This is a genomic window from Shewanella psychrophila, from assembly GCF_002005305.1.
GTDB lineage: Bacteria > Pseudomonadota > Gammaproteobacteria > Enterobacterales > Shewanellaceae > Shewanella > Shewanella psychrophila.
In genome coordinates this window covers 1,775,008-1,795,279 of the sequence record NZ_CP014782.1, presented here as the reverse complement: position 1 = coordinate 1,795,279, position 20,272 = coordinate 1,775,008, and the positions used below count along the sequence as shown (strand labels likewise).

21 protein-coding genes are annotated in these 20,272 nt (G+C 45.5%); 12 read left to right on the top strand and 9 right to left on the bottom strand.

Going from position 1 to position 20,272, the window contains the following annotated elements; all coding sequences use genetic code 11:
- Nucleotides 1-116: 116 nt before the first annotated feature.
- Nucleotides 117-1,409 carry a citrate synthase gene (locus sps_RS08005; protein WP_077752055.1) on the bottom strand — a complete coding sequence of 431 codons (1,293 nt, stop codon included), beginning with the start codon at nucleotides 1,407-1,409 and terminating at the stop codon, nucleotides 117-119.
- Between the two features lie 411 nt (nucleotides 1,410-1,820).
- Here sps_RS08005 and sdhC point away from each other — a divergent pair, with 411 nt between their 5' ends.
- The 9 genes from sdhC (at nucleotide 1,821) to sps_RS07960 (ending at nucleotide 12,485) form a co-directional block, all read left to right on the top strand.
- Complete coding sequence (sdhC, locus tag sps_RS08000; protein WP_149027242.1) at nucleotides 1,821-2,216, top strand: succinate dehydrogenase cytochrome b556 subunit; 396 nt, start codon at nucleotides 1,821-1,823, stop codon at nucleotides 2,214-2,216.
- Complete coding sequence (gene sdhD, locus sps_RS07995; RefSeq protein ID WP_077752053.1) at nucleotides 2,210-2,557, top strand: succinate dehydrogenase, hydrophobic membrane anchor protein; 348 nt, start codon at nucleotides 2,210-2,212, stop codon at nucleotides 2,555-2,557. The genes sdhC and sdhD overlap by 7 nt, the downstream gene beginning before the upstream one ends.
- Nucleotides 2,558-4,324 carry a succinate dehydrogenase flavoprotein subunit gene (gene sdhA, locus sps_RS07990; protein WP_077752052.1) on the top strand — a complete coding sequence of 589 codons (1,767 nt, stop codon included), beginning with the start codon at nucleotides 2,558-2,560 and terminating at the stop codon, nucleotides 4,322-4,324.
- Nucleotides 4,325-4,336: 12 nt separating this feature from the next.
- Entirely contained in the window at nucleotides 4,337-5,044 is a 708-nt protein-coding gene (locus sps_RS07985) for a succinate dehydrogenase iron-sulfur subunit (RefSeq protein ID WP_077752051.1), read from the top strand.
- Nucleotides 5,045-5,279: 235 nt separating this feature from the next.
- The gene (gene sucA / locus sps_RS07980; RefSeq protein ID WP_077752050.1) at nucleotides 5,280-8,102 is read left to right on the top strand and encodes a 2-oxoglutarate dehydrogenase E1 component; all 2,823 of its coding nucleotides are present in this window, start codon (nucleotides 5,280-5,282) and stop codon (nucleotides 8,100-8,102) included.
- A gap of 32 nt (nucleotides 8,103-8,134) precedes the next feature.
- The gene (odhB, locus tag sps_RS07975) at nucleotides 8,135-9,325 is read left to right on the top strand and encodes a 2-oxoglutarate dehydrogenase complex dihydrolipoyllysine-residue succinyltransferase (RefSeq protein WP_077752049.1); all 1,191 of its coding nucleotides are present in this window, start codon (nucleotides 8,135-8,137) and stop codon (nucleotides 9,323-9,325) included.
- A gap of 110 nt (nucleotides 9,326-9,435) precedes the next feature.
- Nucleotides 9,436-10,602 (top strand): ADP-forming succinate--CoA ligase subunit beta, encoded by a 1,167-nt coding sequence (gene sucC / locus sps_RS07970; RefSeq protein WP_077752048.1) that lies wholly within the window; start codon nucleotides 9,436-9,438, stop codon nucleotides 10,600-10,602.
- Nucleotides 10,602-11,474, top strand: coding sequence for a succinate--CoA ligase subunit alpha (gene sucD / locus sps_RS07965; protein ID WP_077752047.1), 873 nt, complete (start codon nucleotides 10,602-10,604; stop codon nucleotides 11,472-11,474). Before sucC ends, sucD begins: the two co-directional genes overlap by 1 nt.
- An 81-nt stretch (nucleotides 11,475-11,555) precedes the next feature.
- Nucleotides 11,556-12,485 (top strand): AEC family transporter, encoded by a 930-nt coding sequence (locus sps_RS07960; protein WP_077752046.1) that lies wholly within the window; start codon nucleotides 11,556-11,558, stop codon nucleotides 12,483-12,485.
- A gap of 31 nt (nucleotides 12,486-12,516) precedes the next feature.
- Here the strand turns inward: sps_RS07960 and sps_RS07955 are convergent, their stop codons facing one another.
- On the bottom strand, nucleotides 12,517-14,160 hold the full coding sequence (locus sps_RS07955) for an FMN-binding glutamate synthase family protein (protein ID WP_077752045.1): 1,644 nt from the start codon (nucleotides 14,158-14,160) through the stop codon (nucleotides 12,517-12,519).
- A 168-nt stretch (nucleotides 14,161-14,328) separates the two neighbouring features.
- Here sps_RS07955 and sps_RS07950 point away from each other — a divergent pair, with 168 nt between their 5' ends.
- On the top strand, nucleotides 14,329-14,829 hold the full coding sequence (locus sps_RS07950) for a GNAT family N-acetyltransferase (protein ID WP_077752044.1): 501 nt from the start codon (nucleotides 14,329-14,331) through the stop codon (nucleotides 14,827-14,829).
- A gap of 55 nt (nucleotides 14,830-14,884) precedes the next feature.
- On the opposite strand, the gene fur is transcribed toward sps_RS07950, so the two are convergent.
- Nucleotides 14,885-15,316, bottom strand: a complete 432-nt coding sequence (fur, locus tag sps_RS07945; RefSeq protein WP_077752043.1) for a ferric iron uptake transcriptional regulator — start codon at nucleotides 15,314-15,316, stop codon at nucleotides 14,885-14,887.
- A 213-nt stretch (nucleotides 15,317-15,529) separates the two neighbouring features.
- Here fur and cobB point away from each other — a divergent pair, with 213 nt between their 5' ends.
- Together cobB and sps_RS07935 are read left to right on the top strand one after the other, a co-directional pair.
- On the top strand, nucleotides 15,530-16,339 hold the full coding sequence (gene cobB, locus sps_RS07940; protein WP_077752042.1) for a Sir2 family NAD+-dependent deacetylase: 810 nt from the start codon (nucleotides 15,530-15,532) through the stop codon (nucleotides 16,337-16,339).
- A 107-nt stretch (nucleotides 16,340-16,446) separates the two neighbouring features.
- Nucleotides 16,447-16,872, top strand: a complete 426-nt coding sequence (locus sps_RS07935; protein WP_237158098.1) for an AAA family ATPase — start codon at nucleotides 16,447-16,449, stop codon at nucleotides 16,870-16,872.
- A 40-nt stretch (nucleotides 16,873-16,912) separates the two neighbouring features.
- On the opposite strand, the gene sps_RS07930 is transcribed toward sps_RS07935, so the two are convergent.
- The 6 genes from sps_RS07930 to sps_RS07905 form a co-directional block, all read right to left on the bottom strand.
- Nucleotides 16,913-17,128: a hypothetical protein gene (locus tag sps_RS07930; protein ID WP_077752040.1), complete on the bottom strand. Its 216-nt coding sequence runs from the start codon at nucleotides 17,126-17,128 to the stop codon at nucleotides 16,913-16,915.
- Nucleotides 17,129-17,231: 103 nt separating this feature from the next.
- On the bottom strand, nucleotides 17,232-17,525 hold the full coding sequence (locus sps_RS07925; RefSeq protein ID WP_077752039.1) for a S24/S26 family peptidase: 294 nt from the start codon (nucleotides 17,523-17,525) through the stop codon (nucleotides 17,232-17,234).
- Between the two features lie 30 nt (nucleotides 17,526-17,555).
- A complete protein-coding gene (gene sodN / locus sps_RS07920; protein ID WP_077752038.1) occupies nucleotides 17,556-18,056 on the bottom strand; it encodes a superoxide dismutase, Ni in 501 nt (166 codons plus the stop codon).
- Nucleotides 18,057-18,065: 9 nt separating this feature from the next.
- Nucleotides 18,066-18,272 (bottom strand): hypothetical protein, encoded by a 207-nt coding sequence (locus sps_RS07915; protein ID WP_077752037.1) that lies wholly within the window; start codon nucleotides 18,270-18,272, stop codon nucleotides 18,066-18,068.
- Between the two features lie 56 nt (nucleotides 18,273-18,328).
- Nucleotides 18,329-18,745, bottom strand: a complete 417-nt coding sequence (locus tag sps_RS07910; protein ID WP_077752036.1) for a hypothetical protein — start codon at nucleotides 18,743-18,745, stop codon at nucleotides 18,329-18,331.
- A gap of 361 nt (nucleotides 18,746-19,106) precedes the next feature.
- Nucleotides 19,107-20,090, bottom strand: a complete 984-nt coding sequence (locus tag sps_RS07905; RefSeq protein WP_237158027.1) for a DMT family transporter — start codon at nucleotides 20,088-20,090, stop codon at nucleotides 19,107-19,109.
- Nucleotides 20,091-20,272: the final 182 nt, after the last annotated feature.

Below are 20,272 nucleotides of genomic sequence, written 5' to 3'. Positions count from 1 at the left end.
TAGGTATTAGTTCCTAAGAAGAATTCCATCGTAAAAATCGCAATAAAAAAGGCACTCGATGAGTGCCTTTCTGTGATTCCTGTTTCCTAGGTTTTACGTTCTAGGTCATAGCAGCTTTAAGATTCACGCTTGTCCTGTGAGACAAATGTACGCTCAGGGGCGCCAGTATACAATTGACGTGGACGGCTGATCTTATGACCAGGTTGATCCAACATCTCTTTCCAGTGAGCAATCCAACCAACTGTACGCGCTAAGGCGAACAGTACAGTGAACATGCTAGTTGGAATACCGATAGCCTTCATGATGATGCCTGAGTAGAAATCGACGTTTGGATATAGCTTCTTAGAGACGAAATAATCATCTTCAAGGGCAATACGTTCGAGTTCCATAGCAACATCGAGCAGTGGGTCGTTAACTTTAAGTTCTTGAAGGACTTCATGACAGGTTTCACGCATGACTTTAGCGCGAGGATCGAAGTTCTTATAGACGCGATGTCCAAAGCCCATCAGACGGAAAGGATCTTCCTTGTCTTTAGCACGAGCGATGAACTCAGGGATACGATCCACTGTTCCAATCTCTTCGAGCATGTTCAGACACGCTTCGTTAGCGCCGCCGTGAGCAGGTCCCCAAAGTGATGCAATACCCGCTGCAATACATGCAAATGGGTTAGCACCAGAAGAACCGGCCAGACGTACTGTAGATGTCGAGGCGTTTTGCTCATGATCCGCGTGTAGAATAAAGATGCGATCCATGGCTCGTTCAACAATCGGGTTAACCTTGTATTCTTCACATGGCACAGCAAACATCATGCTGAGGAAGTTACCCGCATAGCTCAAGTCATTACGTGGATACACGAATGGCTGGCCAATAGAGTACTTGTAACACATGGCGGCAATCGTTGGCATCTTAGACACTAGACGGAAGGCGGCGATTTCGCGGTGACGCTCATCGTTAACATCCAGTGAATCTTGGTAAAATGCAGAAAGTGCACCAGTAACACCACATAGCATTGCCATTGGGTGAGCATCACGTCTAAAGCCTCTAAAGAAGGCGACTAGCTGCTCATTAACCATGGTGTGGTTCTTAACTGTATGAACGAACTGTTCGTACTGAATTTTGGTTGGAAGCTCTCCGTACAGGAGCAAATAACACAGATCTAGATAATCTGAATCTACGGCAAGTTCACCAATAGGGTATCCGCGGTGAAGCAGTATCCCTTGTGCGCCGTCGATATAGGTAATCGCAGATTCGCAGGAGGCTGTCGCGAGAAACCCTGGATCGAAGGTAAAGTGACCTTTACTACCTAATTTGCTGATGTCGATGACATCGAAGCCTGCCGTTCCTTTTTTTATTGGCAGATCGATTGAGTCATTTCCTGGCAATTCCAACTTGGCTATATTTTCAGCCATACCCGTTCTCCTTACTTCATTCTTATGTGAGTGCGGCTTATCAAACGCCAATACTTTACAGTGAATCTAGATCACATTTCAATTTAAATAAGCGTTTAAATTTCTTAGGCCATGGTCTTATTTTGCCCAAACCCCATAGGAGAACAGGAACTTGGCAGATTTTTTTACCAAAAAAACAAAATTTGCATAATGTGATGTTTGTATTTGACATTTGCCGCGCGTATACTTGCTTCGGCTCAGAAGAGCTGCAGACATTGGCATTTAGAGCTCACTTTATTAGTAACTTAGTAACCTGTATCTAAAGCGTTAAACGTCTGTTTAAACTTTTCTTTTGTAATGACATCTTAATGTGAGTCAATTCACTGTTTGATGTTTGAACAAAAGCGGATCGTATAACAAAAATATAGCTCAATTGAGCAGAGTGAGCAGAACGTGAAAAAGCAAAGACCTGTCCATCTAGATCTGCAGACCATACGCTTTCCTGCAACAGCGATCGCGTCTATCCTCCACCGTGTATCCGGTGTCATCATGCTATTTGCTGTTGGCATTCTTATCTGGTTGCTGAACGAATCATTAGCATCACCAGAGAGCTTCGCCGGCGTACAATCTCTTTTTGATAACTTGCTGGTTAAGTTTGTCATTTGGGGAATTCTTACCGCACTGGGTTATCACCTTATCGTTGGCATACGCCACCTGATAATGGATACCGGTCGTTGGGAAGAGTTACCCGCTGGCATCGCTTCGGCAAAAGCCGCATTTGCATTGTCAATTGCGTTTTCAATCATAGTAGGGGTTTGGGTATGGTAACTAATGCAGCGAGTCTTGGACGCAGTGGTGTTCATGACTTTATTCTAATACGCGCAAGCGCAATTATTTTAGCCCTATACACTATTTTTGTGGTTGGATTTATTGCCCTTAGCTCTCCACTAACTTACGACGCATGGCATGGCTTGTTCAGCGCTCTGCCGATGAAAGTATTCACACTGCTCGCCCTGGTCGCGATTCTGGTTCATGCCTGGATCGGTATCTGGCAGGTGCTAACAGATTACGTTAAGCCATTAATGCTTCGTGGTCTACTGCAGTTCGTTGTTGTCGTAGCAGCCTTGTCTTATTTGGCAGCAGGCATTTTGATTGTGTGGGGTGTTTAAGTGAGTATTCCAGTACGCGAATTTGATGTGGTCGTGATCGGTGCCGGTGGCGCAGGCATGCGAGCAGCATTACAGATTTCAAAAGAAGGTAAGAGCTGTGCGCTTTTATCTAAAGTGTTCCCGACACGTTCTCATACGGTTTCGGCTCAAGGCGGCATCACAGTAGCCTTAGGCAATGCCCATGAAGATCATTGGGAACAGCACATGTACGATACGGTTAAAGGTTCCGATTTTATCGGTGACCAAGAAGCGATCGAATTCATGTGTAAAACAGGTCCCGAGGCGGTTATTGAGCTGGAGCACATGGGTCTGCCTTTCTCTCGTTTCGAGAACGGTAAGATATACCAGCGTCCGTTCGGTGGTCAGTCTAGAAACTTTGGTGGCGAGCAAGCGGCTCGTACCGCAGCAGCGGCTGACCGTACAGGTCATGCACTGTTGCATTGTCTTTATCAACAAAACGTTAAGCATAAGACTGAAGTCTTCTCTGAGTGGTATGCACTCGATTTAGTGAAGAACGAAGACGGCGTGATTGTTGGTTGTACTGCTATCGATATTGAAAGCGGTGAAATCGTCTATTTCAAGGCTAAAGCGACCGTTCTTGCTACTGGTGGTGCGGGTCGCATCTATGCATCTACTACCAACGCACATATTAATACCGGCGATGGTGTTGGTATGGCAATGCGCGCAGGCGTACAGATGCAAGACATGGAGATGTGGCAGTTCCATCCTACGGGAATCGCGGGAGCCGGTGTTCTGGTTACAGAAGGTTGTCGTGGTGAAGGCGGATATCTGCTGAACAAAGATGGCGAACGTTTCATGGAACGTTATGCACCTAATGCGAAAGACTTGGCTTCTCGAGACGTGGTTGCACGCTCTATGATGACCGAAATTCGTGAAGGCCGTGGTTTAGATGGTCCTTTAGGTCCGCACTTGCTACTCAAGCTGGATCATTTAGGCAAAGAAACATTGGAAGCGCGTTTACCTGGCGTATGTGAATTGTCTCGTACATTCGCTCATATCGATCCCGCCGATGGACCTATTCCTGTACTACCAACGTGTCATTACATGATGGGTGGTCTTCCTGCTAAAGTGAGTGGTCAGGTACTTCGTAAGAATGAAGATGGCACCGAAACTGATGTCGTGGGTTTATTTGCTGTCGGTGAGATTGCCTGTGTATCAGTACACGGCGCTAACCGCTTGGGCGGTAACTCACTGCTGGATCTTGTGGTATTTGGTCGTGCAGCAGGACAACATCTGGGTAAAGCGCTAGATGATACTCCGACACCTAAAGATGCGACAGACACTGACATCGATGCGTCTCTAGCGCGTCTGAATCGTTGGGAAAGTAACACAGACGGTGAAGATCCTGTACAAATACGTAAAGACCTACAGCTTTGTATGCAGCTGAACTTTTCTGTATTCCGCAGTGGTGACTCTATGGCTGAAGGTCTGACGGAGCTGAAACAGATCCGTGAACGCCTAGCTAATGCTAAGCTTTCTGATAACTCGAAAGAGTTCAATACACAGCGTATTGAATGTTTAGAGCTGGATAACTTGATGGCGACAGCGATTGCGACGGCTTATGCTGCCAATTTCCGTACTGAAAGCCGTGGTGCTCACTCACGTGAAGATTTCCTCGACCGTGATGATGAGAACTGGTTGTGTCACAGCCTATTTGACCCGGTTACAGAGCAGATGGATCGTCGAGCGGTTAACATGGAGCCTAAGCTTCGTGCAGCCTTCCCACCGATCAAGCGTACTTACTAAGGAGATACAGAGATGAATTTGAATATCGCAGTTTATCGCTATAATCCCGATGTAGACGCTAAGCCGTACATGAAGGATTACACATTAGAAGTAGCAGAGGGTACCGATATGATGGTCCTGGATGCACTCATACTTCTGAAAGAGCAAGATCCAACCTTGGCGTTCCGTCGTTCATGTCGTGAAGGTGTTTGTGGCTCAGATGGCCTGAACATGAATGGTAAGAATGGTCTGGCTTGTATCACGCCAGTATCTACCTTCAATGGCAAGAAGATCGAGATAAGACCTTTACCAGGAATGCCAGTTGTTCGTGACATTATTGTCGATCTGTCTCAGTTCTACATTCAGTATGAGAAGATCAAACCTTATCTGATTAATGATGAGAAAACGCCTGCGCGTGAACATCTGCAATCACCTGAGGAACGTGAACATTTAGATGGCTTATATGAGTGTATCATGTGTGCCTGTTGCTCAACCGCTTGTCCATCTTTCTGGTGGAACCCTGATAAGTTCATCGGTCCAAGTGGCTTGTTACATGCCTATCGCTTCCTAATCGATAGCCGTGACACAGCAACCGAAGAGCGTTTATCGGAACTTGATGATGCATACAGCGTATTCCGCTGTCATGGCATCATGAACTGTGTGGATGTTTGTCCTAAGGGACTTAATCCGACTAAGGCAATTGGACACATTAAGTCCATGTTGTTGAAGAGAGCAGTGTAAATGCAAGACAATGAGCTGAAAGTAATAATTATATAGCTCGAATTGAGTCACTTCTCTGTGGAGAAGTGGCTCTTTTGTGTAATGGAACTACAATATGCCGTGAAATCTGGAGCACCAGAAATCTAGGGGCGGCAAAAACTGTGTACCTCTCGTCAGTCTACGCTTGTATTTACGACGAAGGGTGCATTTACAAAACTTCGGCTAAACACGTGTATAAAGTTTGAAAGGAATAGAAATGCACCAAGGCATCATGAAAGCCTGGCTCGAATCATCACACCTCAACGGTGCAAATTCGACCTATGTAGAAGAGATGTATGAAGCCTATCAAGAAGACCCTCAGTCTGTTTCCGAAGACTGGCAAGTGGTGTTTGATAACCTCCCTCATGCGAACGGTGCATCAGTAGATGTCCCCGAAGCAGCCCACTCTAAAGTACGCGATTATTTTCGTAGTTTAGCGCTCGAAGGAAGTCATAAGGGTTCGGCCCGCGTGACAGATCCTGAAGTCGACGCTAAACAAGTTAAAGTCCTGCAGATGATCAATGCTCATCGATTCCGTGGCCACCAGAATGCTAATCTTGACCCTCTGGAACTGTGGAAGCGTGATCAGGTTTCTGAATTGGACCCGGCCTTTCATGGCTTAACAAGCGAAGACATGCAGCGTGAATTCAATACAGGCTCATTTGCTCATGGTGGCGAAACCATGAAGCTCGTTGATCTTGTAAATGCATTGAAGGCCACATATTGTGGCTCTATCGGTGCCGAATACATGCACATGATAGATACTGACGAGAAGCGCTGGATCCAGCAAAGGTTAGAACCTTCTTTAGGTAGAGCTAATTACGATAAAACCGCTAAGACCCGTATTCTTCATGGCTTGAACGCCGCAGAAGGTATGGAAAAATACTTAGGGGCCAAATTCCCAGGCGCGAAACGTTTCTCACTCGAAGGTGGCGATGCGCTTGTTCCTATGATGCGCGAGATCATCTATCGTGCGGGCGAAGCCGGCACCAAAGAGGTTGTTGTGGGCATGGCTCACCGCGGTCGTCTGAACTTACTGGTTAATATCTTAGGTAAGAAACCTGCAGAGTTGTTTGACGAATTCGCTGGTAAACATAGCGATGCACTCAACGGTTCGGGTGATGTTAAGTATCATCAAGGTTTTTCTTCCGATTTTAAGACGCCTGGTGGCAACGTTCACTTAGCCCTCGCCTTTAACCCATCGCATTTGGAGATCGTTAACCCGGTCGTTATGGGCTCGGTGCGTGCACGTCTGGATCGTCGCGGTTGTGAAGATGGCCTCGAAGTCTTGCCTATCACCATTCATGGTGACTCGGCTATCACGGGTCAGGGCATAGTCCAAGAGACATTTAACATGTCTCAGACTCGCGGCTTCAAGGTCGGTGGCAGTATACGTATTGTGGTTAATAACCAGGTAGGTTTCACCACGTCGAATCAGGATGACGTTCGTTCAACTGAGTATTGTACCGATATCGCTAAGATGGTGCAGGCGCCAATTTTCCACGTTAATGCCGATGATCCGGAGGCTGTAGCCTTCATCTCTCAGCTGGCCGTCGACTATCGTAACGAATTTAAGCGTGATGTGGTTATCGATCTGGTTTGTTATCGCCGTCATGGTCATAACGAAGCCGACGAGCCGAGTGCGACTCAGCCGCTGATGTATGCCAAGATCAAGAAGCACCCTACGCCGCGTAAGATCTATGCCGATAAGCTGATTGGCGAGAATACCTTGGCCGCCGATGAAGTCACTGCGATGATCAATGACTATCGCGATGCCTTAGACCACGGTGATTGTGTTGTCGATGAGTGGCGTCCTATGACGCTGCATTCTGTTGACTGGTCACCTTACATCAACAGAGAGTGGGATGAAGACTATCCGGCTCAGATGTCGATGGAGCGTATTCAGAACCTTGCGGATAAGATCAGTTATGTGCCTGAATCTCACAAATTGCAATCTCGCGTCGCTAAGATTTATAAAGATCGTGGCCTGATGGCAAAAGGTGAGAAGTTACTCGATTGGGGCTTCGCTGAGACATTGGCTTATGCGTCGATTCTTGAAGACAAGAAACGTATCCGTATCACAGGTCAGGATTCAGGTCGTGGAACCTTCTTTCACCGCCATGCGGTTTTGCACAATCAAAATGATGCATCGGCTTATATGCCGCTACGCAACATTGCCGATGAGCAAGGCCCGATTGACCTGACTGATTCTGTCTTATCAGAAGCTTCAGTACTGGCGTTTGAATACGGTTACGCCACGGCTGAGCCGGGTGGACTGACCCTATGGGAAGCTCAGTTCGGTGATTTCGCCAACTGTGCCCAGGTAGTTATCGATCAGTTCCTCTCGTCTGGTGAGCAAAAGTGGGGCCGTTTGTGTGGTCTGACTATGTTGCTGCCCCATGGCTATGAAGGACAAGGACCTGAGCATTCGAGTGCTCGTCTGGAGCGTTTCCTGCAGCTATGTGCGAACCACAACATGCAGGTCTGCGTACCATCGACACCCGCCCAGGTTTACCACATGCTCAGACGTCAGGTTGTGCGCCCAATGCGTCGCCCTCTGATCGTGATGTCGCCTAAATCTTTGCTGCGTCATCCTTTAGCTGTTTCTACCATGGAAGAGCTTGCACAGGGGACGTTCCAGAATGTTATCTCTGAGATGGATAGTCTGGATAGCAGCAAGGTGGATCGCGTGGTCTTCTGTAGCGGTAAGGTGTATTTCGAACTGTTAGAGAGACGTCGTAAAGAGAATATCACTAATGTCGCCCTTATCCGTGTGGAGCAAATTTATCCGTTCCCACGTGAAGAAATGTTAGAGATATTAGCCCAATACCAGCACGTCAAAGATTTTGTCTGGTGTCAGGAAGAGCCACAAAACCAGGGCGCCTGGTACTGTAGTCAGCATCATTTCTGGGGTGCAATCCCAGCCAGTGCTGAGTTAACTTATGCCGGTCGTGAAGCATCTGCTGCACCTGCATGTGGTTATCCTGCGTTGCATGCTCAGCAGCAAGACACTTTGATCAAGACAGCTTTAAAACTGTAGTAACAGACAATTTATAAAAAGGATAGCTCATAATGAGTATCGAAATTAAGGTACCCGTACTGCCAGAATCTGTTGCCGATGCGACCATTGCCACTTGGCATGTGAAAGCTGGCGAACAAGTCACTCGCGATCAGAATCTCGTTGATATCGAGACTGATAAAGTTGTACTCGAAGTGGTTGCACCAGAAGATGGTTCAATTGCCGAGTTTTTGGCCGAAGAGGGTGATACCGTTCTTGGTGAAGCCGTTATCGCCAAGTTTATAGCTGGCGTGGTAGCCGGTCAGGAAGTGACTAAGGCCGAAGCCGAAGCTGCGACTCCTGAAGCGACAGATGAGTCAAATGACGCCCTTAGCCCCTCGGTTCGCCGTTTGATTGCAGAGCATAATCTTGATGCTAGCAAGCTTAAGGGTACTGGCGTTGGTGGACGTATCACTAAGGAAGATGTTGAAGCCTTCGTGAAGAAAGCAAAGGCTGCACCTGCTCAAGCTGCAAGTGCGCCAGCTGTTGTTGCGCCTCTGGCAGAGCGTAGTGAGAAGCGTGTGCCTATGTCACGCCTACGTAAGACGATTGCTAAACGTCTTCTGGAAGCTAAAAATTCTACAGCCATGCTGACGACGTTCAACGAAGTTAATATGCAGCCTATCAAGGATATCCGTAAGCAGTATCAGGATATCTTTGAGAAGCGTCATGGTGTCCGTCTGGGCTTCATGTCTTTCTATATCAAGGCTGTGACCGAAGCACTTAAGCGTTTCCCAGAAGTGAATGCCTCAATCGATGGCGATGACATCGTTTATCACAACTATTTCGATATCAGCATTGCGGTTTCTACACCACGTGGTCTGGTTACGCCTATACTGCGTGATACCGATACCATGAGCCTTGCTGACATTGAACGTAATGTTCGTGAATTAGCTATTAAAGGTCGTGATGGCAAGTTAACGGTTGCAGATATGACTGGTGGTAACTTCACGGTGACCAACGGTGGTGTATTTGGCTCATTGATGTCTACCCCCATTTTGAATCTGCCACAAAGCGCGATCTTAGGTATGCATGCCATCAAAGATCGTCCTATGGCAGTTAATGGTCAGGTTGAAATCCTGCCCATGATGTACCTAGCATTATCTTATGATCATCGCATAGTCGATGGTCGTGAGTCTGTTGGCTTCCTGGTTGCCATTAAGGACTTCCTCGAAGACCCAACTCGTCTACTGCTTGATTTATAATTAGTAGTGACATCACCAGCCGCTTCTTTTGAAGTGGTTGGTCTATACCCTCGCTACTGACTCCTTGATGAGTCAGTTGGATTTGATAAGAAGTATATGGATAGATCATCATGAATTTGCATGAGTATCAGGCGAAAGCTTTATTTGCCGAATATGGTTTGCCAGTGTCAGAAGGTTTTGCTTGTGATACACCACAAGAAGCCGTTGAAGCTGCTGGAAGTATTGGCGGTGACACTTGGGTAGTTAAGTGTCAAGTACATGCAGGTGGACGTGGTAAAGCTGGTGGCGTTAAAGTTACTAGCTCTAAAGACGAGATCCGCGCGTTTGCTGAAAACTGGTTAGGTAAAAACCTAGTCACTTATCAGACAGATGAAGACGGTCAGCCAGTTGCTAAAATTTTAGTTGAAACATGTACTGATATCGCTGAAGAGCTTTATCTTGGTGCTGTTGTAGACCGTGCGACTCGTCGTGTTGTGTTTATGGCGTCAACTGAAGGCGGTGTTGAAATTGAGACTGTGGCTGAAGAAACGCCAGAGTTGATCCACAAGGCGATTATCGATCCGCTAGCGGGTCCTCAGCCATATCAGGCACGTGATCTTGGCTTCAAGTTGGGTCTAAACCCAACTCAAATGAAGCAGTTCACTAAAGTCTTCATGGGCTTAGCGAAAATGTTTGAAGATCATGATTTCGCGCTACTTGAAATCAACCCACTTGTGATCACTGACGAAGGTAATATCCATTGTCTTGATGGCAAGATTGGTATCGATGGTAACGCACTATATCGCCAGCCAAAGATCAAAGAGATGCACGATCCATCACAGGATGATGCTCGTGAAGCACATGCTGCTAAATTCGAGCTTAACTATGTTGCACTAGACGGAAACGTCGGCTGTATGGTTAATGGTGCTGGTCTTGCAATGGGTACGATGGATATCGTTAACTTGCACGGTGGCAAGCCTGCTAACTTCCTAGATGTTGGCGGCGGAGCAACTAAAGAGCGTGTAGCTGAAGCATTTAAGATCATCTTGTCAGATGACAATGTTAAAGCAGTATTGGTTAACATCTTTGGCGGTATCGTACGTTGTGACATGATCGCTGAAGGTATTATCGGTGCAGTTAAAGAGGTTGGAGTTACGGTTCCTGTTGTTGTGCGTCTAGAAGGCACCAACGCAGAACTTGGCCGTGAAGTACTGGCTGGTTCAGATCTCGATATCATCGCTGCTACAAGTCTAACTGACGCGGCTGAGCAAGTTGTTAAAGCTGCGGAGAGCAAATAATGTCTGTCTTAATCAATAAAGATACTAAAGTTATCTGTCAGGGCTTTACCGGCGGTCAAGGCACATTCCACTCTGAGCAAGCTATCGATTACGGTACTCAGATGGTTGGTGGTGTTTCTCCAGGGAAAGGCGGCAAGGTTCATTTAGGTCTTCCTGTTTTTAACACAGTTAAAGACGCAGTGGCTGAAACGGGTGCAACTGCATCTGTTATCTATGTGCCAGCACCTTTCTGTAAAGATGCGATCCTTGAAGCTATCGACGGTGGCATTGAGCTTATTGTTTGTATTACCGAAGGCATCCCAACTTTGGATATGCTTCAGGTTAAAGTTAAGCTTGAAGAGACTGGCGTTCGTATGATTGGTCCTAACTGTCCAGGTGTTATCACTCCTGGTGAGTGTAAGATTGGTATCATGCCTGGTCACATCCACAAGCCGGGTAAAGTCGGTATTGTTTCTCGCTCTGGTACCTTGACGTACGAAGCAGTTAAGCAAACAACTGATGAAGGTTTTGGTCAGTCTACTTGTGTGGGTATCGGTGGCGATCCAATTCCTGGTACTAACTTCATCGACGTATTGGAAATGTTCCAAAACGATCCACAGACTGAAGCAATTGTAATGATTGGTGAGATCGGTGGTACTGCTGAAGAAGAAGCGGCTGACTACATTAAAGCTAACGTGACTAAACCAGTTGTTTCATACATTGCCGGTGTTACTGCACCTGAAGGTAAGCGTATGGGTCATGCTGGTGCTATCATCGCTGGTGGTAAAGGTACTGCTGAAGATAAGTTTGCCGCTCTTGAAGCTGCAGGCGTAACGACAGTTCGTTCACTTGCCGATATCGGTAAAGCATTGCGTACTAGAACTGGTTGGTAATTAGCCATTCTGGTTTTAAAAGGCGCCTCTGGCGCCTTTTTTATTGCTGTTTTTTAAGTTACCAGAGTCTACGAGTTTATCATGTTTATCGTTTCCGTTATTTTTCCGTTAATTTTCATGGTGGGTCTGGGCTACTTGCTGACTCATATAAAATACTTGAGCCGTGAGCATATAGCGGGCATAGGTAAGTTTGCCTTCAACATAAGTATTCCCACCTTTTTGTTCCTGAATATGTATAAAGCCCCCTTAGAGCAGAGTCTGAATATTACCGAATTGATGGCATTTTATCTGCCTGTGCTTGCTGTGTATGGGCTAGGTTTTATGGCAAGTCGACTCATTAGTCGAGGTGGTAAAAATCAGGCCGAAAGTGCTGTCTACGCTTTAGGCTGTAGCTATTCCAACACAATTTTGGTGGGACTTCCCATTATCATTGCGGCGCTGGGCGAGTCCATGATGGGTAATGTATTTGTCATTATCACTTTTCATAGTGCGCTCTTGTTTGCAATGACCTTCTTACTCTCCTCCAGAGGGGCTGGGCAAGGTTTTTCATGGCCTAGGTTTACTCGCTCAATTTTATTTAATCCTGTGGTGATGAGCATCTCTCTGGGGATAATGATTAATGCCTCAGGAATCAAGCTGCCCGATGTGTTGATGTCCGGACTTAGCCTACTGGGACAACCAGCATTGGCCTGTGCTTTATTTGTACTTGGAGCCAACCTGAGCTTTTATAGCATCAGTCAGGAGTGGAAGTTTTCGGTCTTAGCGTGTGGGATTAAATTGTTGCTATTACCGGCTCTGGTTTATTGTTTCGGTCATTATGGCTTAGGCATGGTGGGGGAGAGTTTGTCCTTAGTGGTGCTACTTAGCGCCTCGCCGCTGGGTGTGAATGCTTATTTGATTGCTACTCAGCTAAAGGTACAGCAGTCGATACTAGCAAGCACAGTCGTATTATCGACTGTGCTATCTGTACTTAGTTTTGGTTTTTGGCTGTGGATCTTGTTAGAGGCCTAGTTTTGATTGTCTAGACTCTGGTTATGAGTGTTTATGCCTGATGTCTGAACTCAGGAGGCTGGAGGAAGAATAGATCCTCGGTATAAAACTGGTCAGCTCGGCTGGTATCCCACCAAATCTGCCAGGCATCATCCAGTGCAGCGTTTTCAATTAGTGCATTCGGAGCTATGGGTTTAATTAGGCTACCCATAGACATCAATAAGCCGTAGGGTGAACGGCGTTTTATCATCTGGGGTAGTAGTTTAGCGGGATCATCTAAGCCTATGCTACCGACGAGCTCATAGAAGCTCTTAAGGGTATTGTGATGGAAATTTTTAATCCTCAAACTCTTCTGCTGCACCTTGATTGCTTTAGCTCTGGCTGGATCTTGGGTGGCAATGCCGGTAGGACAGAGGTTGGTGTTACAGTGGCGAGACTGAATGCATCCAATAGCCAGCATCATGGTGCGTGCAGCGTTAACCGTATCGGCACCTAGGGCTATTTTAGTAAGCAGGTCGAAGCTAGATGCGGTTTTCCCTGAGCCTATAATGCGAATTTTATCTCTTAACCCTACACCGGTTAAGGCATTGTGTACAAAATAGACGGCCTCGAGGCACACCATGCCGAGTCGGTTAGTAAACTCTACTGGTGCGGCCCCCGTGCCCCCTTCGGCACCATCTACAGTGATGAAGTCTGGGGTGATACCCGTTTCCAGCATGGCCTTACAGATCCCGAGGAATTCGGCGGGGTTACCGATGCAAAGTTTAAAACCCACAGGTTTACCGCCACTGAGTGTTCTTAATTTTTGCACGAAGTTTAATAAGGCTATTGGGGTGGTACATTCTGGATTAACCGCCGGGGAAACGCAGTCTCTATCCATGGGAATTTGACGAATTTCGGCAATCTCTCGGGTGATCTTAGCCTTTGGCAGTACGCCACCATGACCAGGTTTTGCACCTTGGCTGAGCTTTATTTCGATCATCTTTATCTGTGGTCGCTTAGCCATGGTCTCGAAGGAAGCTGGGTTAAAATTGCCATCATCATCACGGCAACCAAATAGCCCTGAGCCTATCTGCCAAACGATATCTCCGCCATGTTTAAGATGGTAGGGGCTTGCGCCACCTTCTCCTGTGTTATGAAAGCAACCAGCTTGTTTGGCACCAAGATTCATGGCTTCGATAGCATTGGAGCTCAGTGAACCAAAACTCATGGCCGATATGTTTAAGTAAGAAGCGTCATAGGGCTGAGTGCAGTCTGGTCCGCCGAACCTGATACGTTTAACATCATCACTTATTTTCTTGGGGGAGAGTGAATGCCACAGACTAAGATAATTCTCTTCCAGCAGATCTCTTTGGGTACCGAAGGCGATAGTGTCACGGATATTTTTAGCTCTCTGGTAAACCAAGGACCTCTGTTCTCGATTGAAGGGGCGCTCTTCTGTGTCATTAGCGATGAAATATTGTTGAATCTCGACTCGATAGGATTCGAGAAAATAGCGAATATAGGCTACCACAGGATAGAGTCGGTTTAAATTGTGAGTACTAAATTTGAGATCATAGAAGCCTATTGCTGTGTAGCAGACTGTGAATACTAATAGTAATACTGAGAGGGCGCTGGTGCTTGTACTTAAAAAATAGAGGGCTAACAGGTTACCTATACTGGCAATGAGCCAGTATACCAGTTGCATAATTGTCATATCGCTTCCTTGTTAATCTTACCGAGCAGATCAAAATATACGCTTTATAGTGGGATTATATTGATAAAAAATGCCTAGGTATATAAATTGGTTAATCATTTGGATTTACTCAATCAAATTGAGTTTTATTCATAAGCTTCGGACATTGGGCTTTAATTAAGGGATTATATGATCATTGCTGAAACGGATAGGTTGATTTTACGACAATTTCAAGCGAGGGATATTCACAGCATATTCTTGCTTAACAGCATTCCTGAGATCTTGACTTACATTCCTGGAGAGCCGATGAGCTCAATTAAGCAAGCCGAGGAGATCTTTGCAGACGTTATAGTTGCCAACTATGAAGAGTTTGGCTATGGCCGTTGGGCTGTAGAGCATAAAGCCGATAAAAAAGTGATTGGGTTTTGTGGACCTAAGTATATAGCCGAGTTTGACGAAGTTGAGCTCGGCTATCGGTATCTCCCTGAATATTGGGGGAAAGGATATGGTTCTGAAGCGGGAAAGTCTGCATTGGACTTGTTTACCAGTTTTGGGGTCGATGAAGCGATTGCCCTCATTCTATTAGGCAATAAAGGCTCAGAAAATCTGGCTAAAAAGCTAGGTATGGAACATAGAAATAGAGATAGTTTTATGGGGCATAAGGTGAATGTGTTTCATAAACACCTTTAATTGGCACAAAAAAACCAGCTCGAGGCTGGTCATTTTAAGAGGACTCTTATGGGGATTAAGCGTCGTTGTGCTCACACTCATCATTAGTACAGACACCGTAGAGGTATAGACTGTGGTTAGTGAGTTTTATGTTGTGCTTCATGGCTATTTCATCTTGACGAGTTTCGATCAGGTCATCTGAAAATTCAATGACCTTGTTGCAAGATAAGCAAACTAAGTGATCGTGGTGATGCTTAGTTGCCAATTCGAATACTGCCTTGCCGCTCTCGAAGTGATGACGGGTAACAATACCTGCATCATCGAATTGGTTGAGCACGCGGTACACGGTTGCAAGACCGATCTCTTCCCCTAATCCGAGTAATCTTTTGTACAGATCCTCAGCACTGATGTGTTGGTTTTCGGGTCCTTGCATCAGTTCTAGAATCTTGACTCGTGGTAAGGTAACTTTCAAACCCGCTTTTTTTAGCGCCTGATTTCCATCTGTCATTACTAATCTCTTGATTGCAGAACCATCAGTTTAACTATCGGTTCAATAGTGGATATTAATATCTATTATAGAGGTAAAATTAAAAACTTAAACCTCTGAAGGTCTTTATCTTATCTTTATCAAAGCAAATACAATAAATCTCTTTAAATCAGAGATAAAGCATGCGATTTAAGCTTACATTTTGTATTGTTATTAATGCATTTATACTAATGCATAATATCTTGTGCTAGATATTTACGTCAGGCTTGTCGGGTTATATTTAATAAGAAGAAAAACAATATGGAAGGAATGAAGATGTATCGCCAGATAGTGATTTTAACCGGCGCTGGAATTTCAGCAGAATCAGGCCTAAGAACATTCAGAGATCAAGATGGCCTATGGGAAGAACATAAGATTGAAGATGTTGCGACGCCGGAGGGGTATGCGCGAGATCCTGAGCTTGTCGATCGCTTCTATAATACCCGTTGGAGCCAGCTGCATGGCGGAGATGTGGAACCAAACCAAGGACATAATGCCCTAGTGCGCCTCGAGAGAGAATTTGATGGTGAGTTATTGATAGTCACTCAAAATATCGATGATTTGCACGAGCGAGCGGGATCTCATCGTTTATTGCATATGCATGGAGAGTTATCGAAAGGGCGTTGTCCACGTTCTCGCCAAACCTTCTTACTCAAAGATCCTTTTGGCCCCGAGCATACTTGTACTTGCTGTATTCCGGCCCAAAGACTTAGGCCCCATGTGGTCTGGTTCGGTGAAATGCCCATTGGCTTAGATCGTATTCAACATGCTTTAGACACTTGTGATCTGTTTATTGCTATAGGCACATCAGGCACTGTGTATCCTGCTGCTGGTTTTGTCGATACCGCCAATCATCACGGGGCTCAAACCGTTGAAGTTAATTTGGTTGAAGCGGATCGCCATAGTCAGTTCCAGTATCATCTACAAGGTAAAGCGAGCGACATTGTGCCTCGTTTAGTCGATCAAATCTTATCGGGAAATGTTATTAAAGATAATATTGGCTGAGCTATGGATTGAGGTAGCAGAAAATGAAACAAGTCCTGAGTCATACTCTGGCAAGAGAAGAAGAAAAAGAGCCACAGCAGATAGATTGCAATAAACTAGCGATTATAATGCGTGGTTTGCCCGGGAGCGGAAAATCCTATTGGATCGATGAATTTTTAAGGACAAAAGGCATTGACATTGCGATTAATACGCGAAATAAAGGGGTCTTTTCAACGGATAGCTTCTTCTATGACGGGAAGCGATATCGTTTCGACAGTAAGAAGCTGTCAGAATATCACCAACGTAATCTAACGGGATTTATACAGGCCTTATCGACCTTTGAGCCAATCGTTATCTGTGATAATACAAACCTTGCTCATTGGGAGTTTATGGCTTATGAAACCGCGGCGAAAGCCTTGGGCTATCAAGTGAGAATCGTCTTAATTGGTGAGCCTAAAGAGAGTGCACACCAAGCACTGTGTGCAGAGCGAAATAGCCATAACGTACCGTTAGCTCAGATACAAAGGATGGCTAAGCAGTTCGAAGCCTTCTAATTGTTTTTATCTCTACTTTCAGTTCGTGATTATGTGAGTTCTATTTGCCTTTATGCTGGGAATTCAAATGGGTTAAAATCTCCTGCTTCAGACTGGCTATTAATTGATGGGAGTTTACATCGCTTAAGTTTAATGGCACCCAGCCATCTGTTCCCATAAATTCGATGACAGATATTTCTAGTGTATCAGTCAACTCGCCGCTGAGCCTGAATATGCCTCTTGATGTGTGTATTCTGGTGATATGAAATGCTGTCATGACCTAACCCTAACAAAGTGCATTGGAGGTTACAATTGATGCAAGTATCATAGGTTGGGAAATTGCTAACAGATAATAGTTAGGGAGTTAGCTAGTGAGTAAGTCAGGCCGATATGATGAGTGTGACCTTACCTATGATTCTACTACTCCTAACAGGCCCCATGTCTTGGCTGGATATGCTGGTATCATTTTCGCCTTTAAACCAGAGATTACCAGCACTGTCAATCTTGACTAAGGTCTTGATTAATTCTCCTAATCTGGGGTGTTTGAAAAGGTATATCCCGCCAAGTTTTAATGATGGTCGTTTAAAAGCGCTCATGCAGAGAACAAAACTGCCTGCAGGAATACGCGGCTGCATACTGACTCCGGCTACGCGGTATAAATTTATCCCAAACATGAGTGCTCCTTAAGCTAAGTATGGTTTTTGCTATTTCAATTGCGGGTAAATCAAGGTCTCTGCTGGTGGATAAGGGCAGGTGGCTTGATAAGTCTTTATCCCTTTGGTTTCCCAGAAGATCTCAGCGAATCGATTGACCTTTTCCAGTAGTAGCAGAGTCGCTTCACGATCGATATGTTGCTTGGCTTTCGATGCCGCCAACATGATGCTGTGACTTAATTCATGGAGCTCTGGAAATTGATCCAACTGAGGTTGTTTGATGTAGTCGCCCCAGATCACAGTGATCTCATCTTTTACCTTATGGCCATGGACTTCCTTTTCGGCCACTAAGCGGCCGAATTGTGCCTGTTCATTGGGCGTCAGAGACGGCTTAATATTGAGTTCTTCGAGCAAATCGACCATACGGATCATGGTCAATACCGCCAATTGGGCCGTGATGGGGTCGTAAATTTTGCACGGTATATCACAGTGAGCCGAGGCACGTTTAAAAGGGACTTTACTGTCGAGTTTATTCAATACGTTATAAAACATGTTCGCCCCTTATTTGTTGTTCGATTGAGTCGCGGTTTTCTTTCGGCGGTACATGCTGATGGCGAGTCCCAGAGCTGCCACGGCAGGTAAAATCCATAACAAATGAACCATCGATGATGACCAATGAGCATGATCATGCCCTGGATGTGCTAAGGCCGCAGGGGCGATAAGTAAAGTGGATACGAATGTGAGTGCTGCTGATAATCTTTGCTTCATGGATATCTGACCTTAAATGTTAGCAGGATATTTAGTGGTTTGATGTATGGCCACAACTAGTGAATGACCGGGGCCAACGCGTTCATATCGACACATTTTGATCCCTGTAATTGACCCTTTTGGAATAGGTATAGCTCTTTGCAGCTAAGCTGCAATCCATGAAGGATTGCGGCATAGATGGGCTCATTATCTGCTTGAGTGATAAGTCGATTTCTTAATTGGTGATAAGGGACCATGATATGGGTGAGTTGAGCGTCGGCTTTTCCCTGTCTGCCATATAGTTCAGACAGGTTGTGATAACTGGCTAACCAGGCCATCATGATTTGCTCATCGTTGGCATACTGGCTATAGAGGTGGCTATAGAGGTGATTAATCCTCGCAACGGCTACCAAGTATTGATGTTCGGCATCTTGCCAATCACCCGCTTGAAAAGCCCGGTTTGCCTCGAAAATCAACTGTCGCCACGTATCCATCCCCTCGCTCCTTCTATATCGACAAGATTCAAATGCAAATAAGAATCAATATCATTATGCTTGTGGGAAGGTATTTGTAAAGGGCGATGCAAAGATAAAGCTAATATTTACATTTGTTGCATAGCGAAGAAGTCATCCTGAGGGAAGGGCACAGTTTCTTGATATCGAACTTAGCGGCTATAGGGATGTTTGATTAGTCTCGTTAACGTTAGCCTCGTTAATTTAGTCTCAGTTCAGGCGCCGAGTAGAGGAAGATGATTAATTGAGTGGTATCTAAGAGAAAGTGAGAGGCAATGCTTGAGCTATGTCATCGGGATCTGTATCGAATTTTTGACTAATATTTTTATTCATTTCACCGAATCTAATCATTATTCTCGATATCTTTAGTATGGTGTGAACTGCAGGTTTCAAGAACATATTTACCGACTATCAGGAATAAAATTCCGCCTAAGATCATTGCAGATGCAAGGATAAGGCGCATCGATATTGATTCATCCGCAAACATGATGCCGCCGATGGCCGCAATAACAGGTACCACCAGTTGTACAACTGCCGCCTGTATTGAGCTCAGACCCGTAAGGGCAATATACCAGATGGTGTAGCCAATTCCTGAGGCGAGTCCACCGGAGACTATGGCTAATATCAGGCCAGTATTTGATAGTTGAGCGTCTTGGAAGGTGAACAGGACTAACAGAATAATGAAAGGTAAGGTACGCAGAAAATTATAGCTGGTATCCCCAAGTGCGTTTACAGAGCCCCGCCCCATGAGGGTGTAACCTGCCCATGCTATGCCTGAGATTGTCATCAGAATAAAGCCTGACAGAGAAGGTGTCGCTAGTGTCGGCATTACCAAATAAATGAATCCTCCAAAAGCCATCATCAGCCCGAGCCATTCTGTATAGTGGAGTTTTTTACCACTGAGTAGACTGGCTATCACCATAGTGAGTTGCACCGAGGCAAATAAGATGAGGGCACCAATGCCTGTGGATAGTGATATATAGGCGTAGGAAAAGGTTATCGCGTAGATGAATAGCAATATAGCGGCTCGCCAGCTGCCTGTAGCCTTTGATTGATTCAAAGCCTTGGCTGAAAATCTCCCTAGTTGGTGATCTTGTACATCTTGGTTGGGGGTATCTCCCTTAGGGAGACGTAAGTGAGATCTTAAGTCTGCATGGGTGAACGCTAAGATGATGACTAAAACTAGAATTCCGGACAGCAGCCGGATTGAAGTGAAGCTCGCCGCATCTATGGTGTTATCGCCTAATGCCATACGGCATAGGACAGAATTACCCGCGAACGCGATCAGGGCTAATGTGGTGTAGAGGCTGATACTGAGTTTGCTCAAGAGTAACTGGATCCTTGTAGATTCGAATGAGTGTTAACTAAATCATAAGGCTTATGCCCTATGTTGTTAGCTAATACCACTCGGTATAAATTAGATAATCGAGAATACATTAGCAAGTCATCAGACCGGGACTGTTAGAGAAAAATTGCTGTTGTCCCAGATAAAAGTTTGCAAGGAGTAAG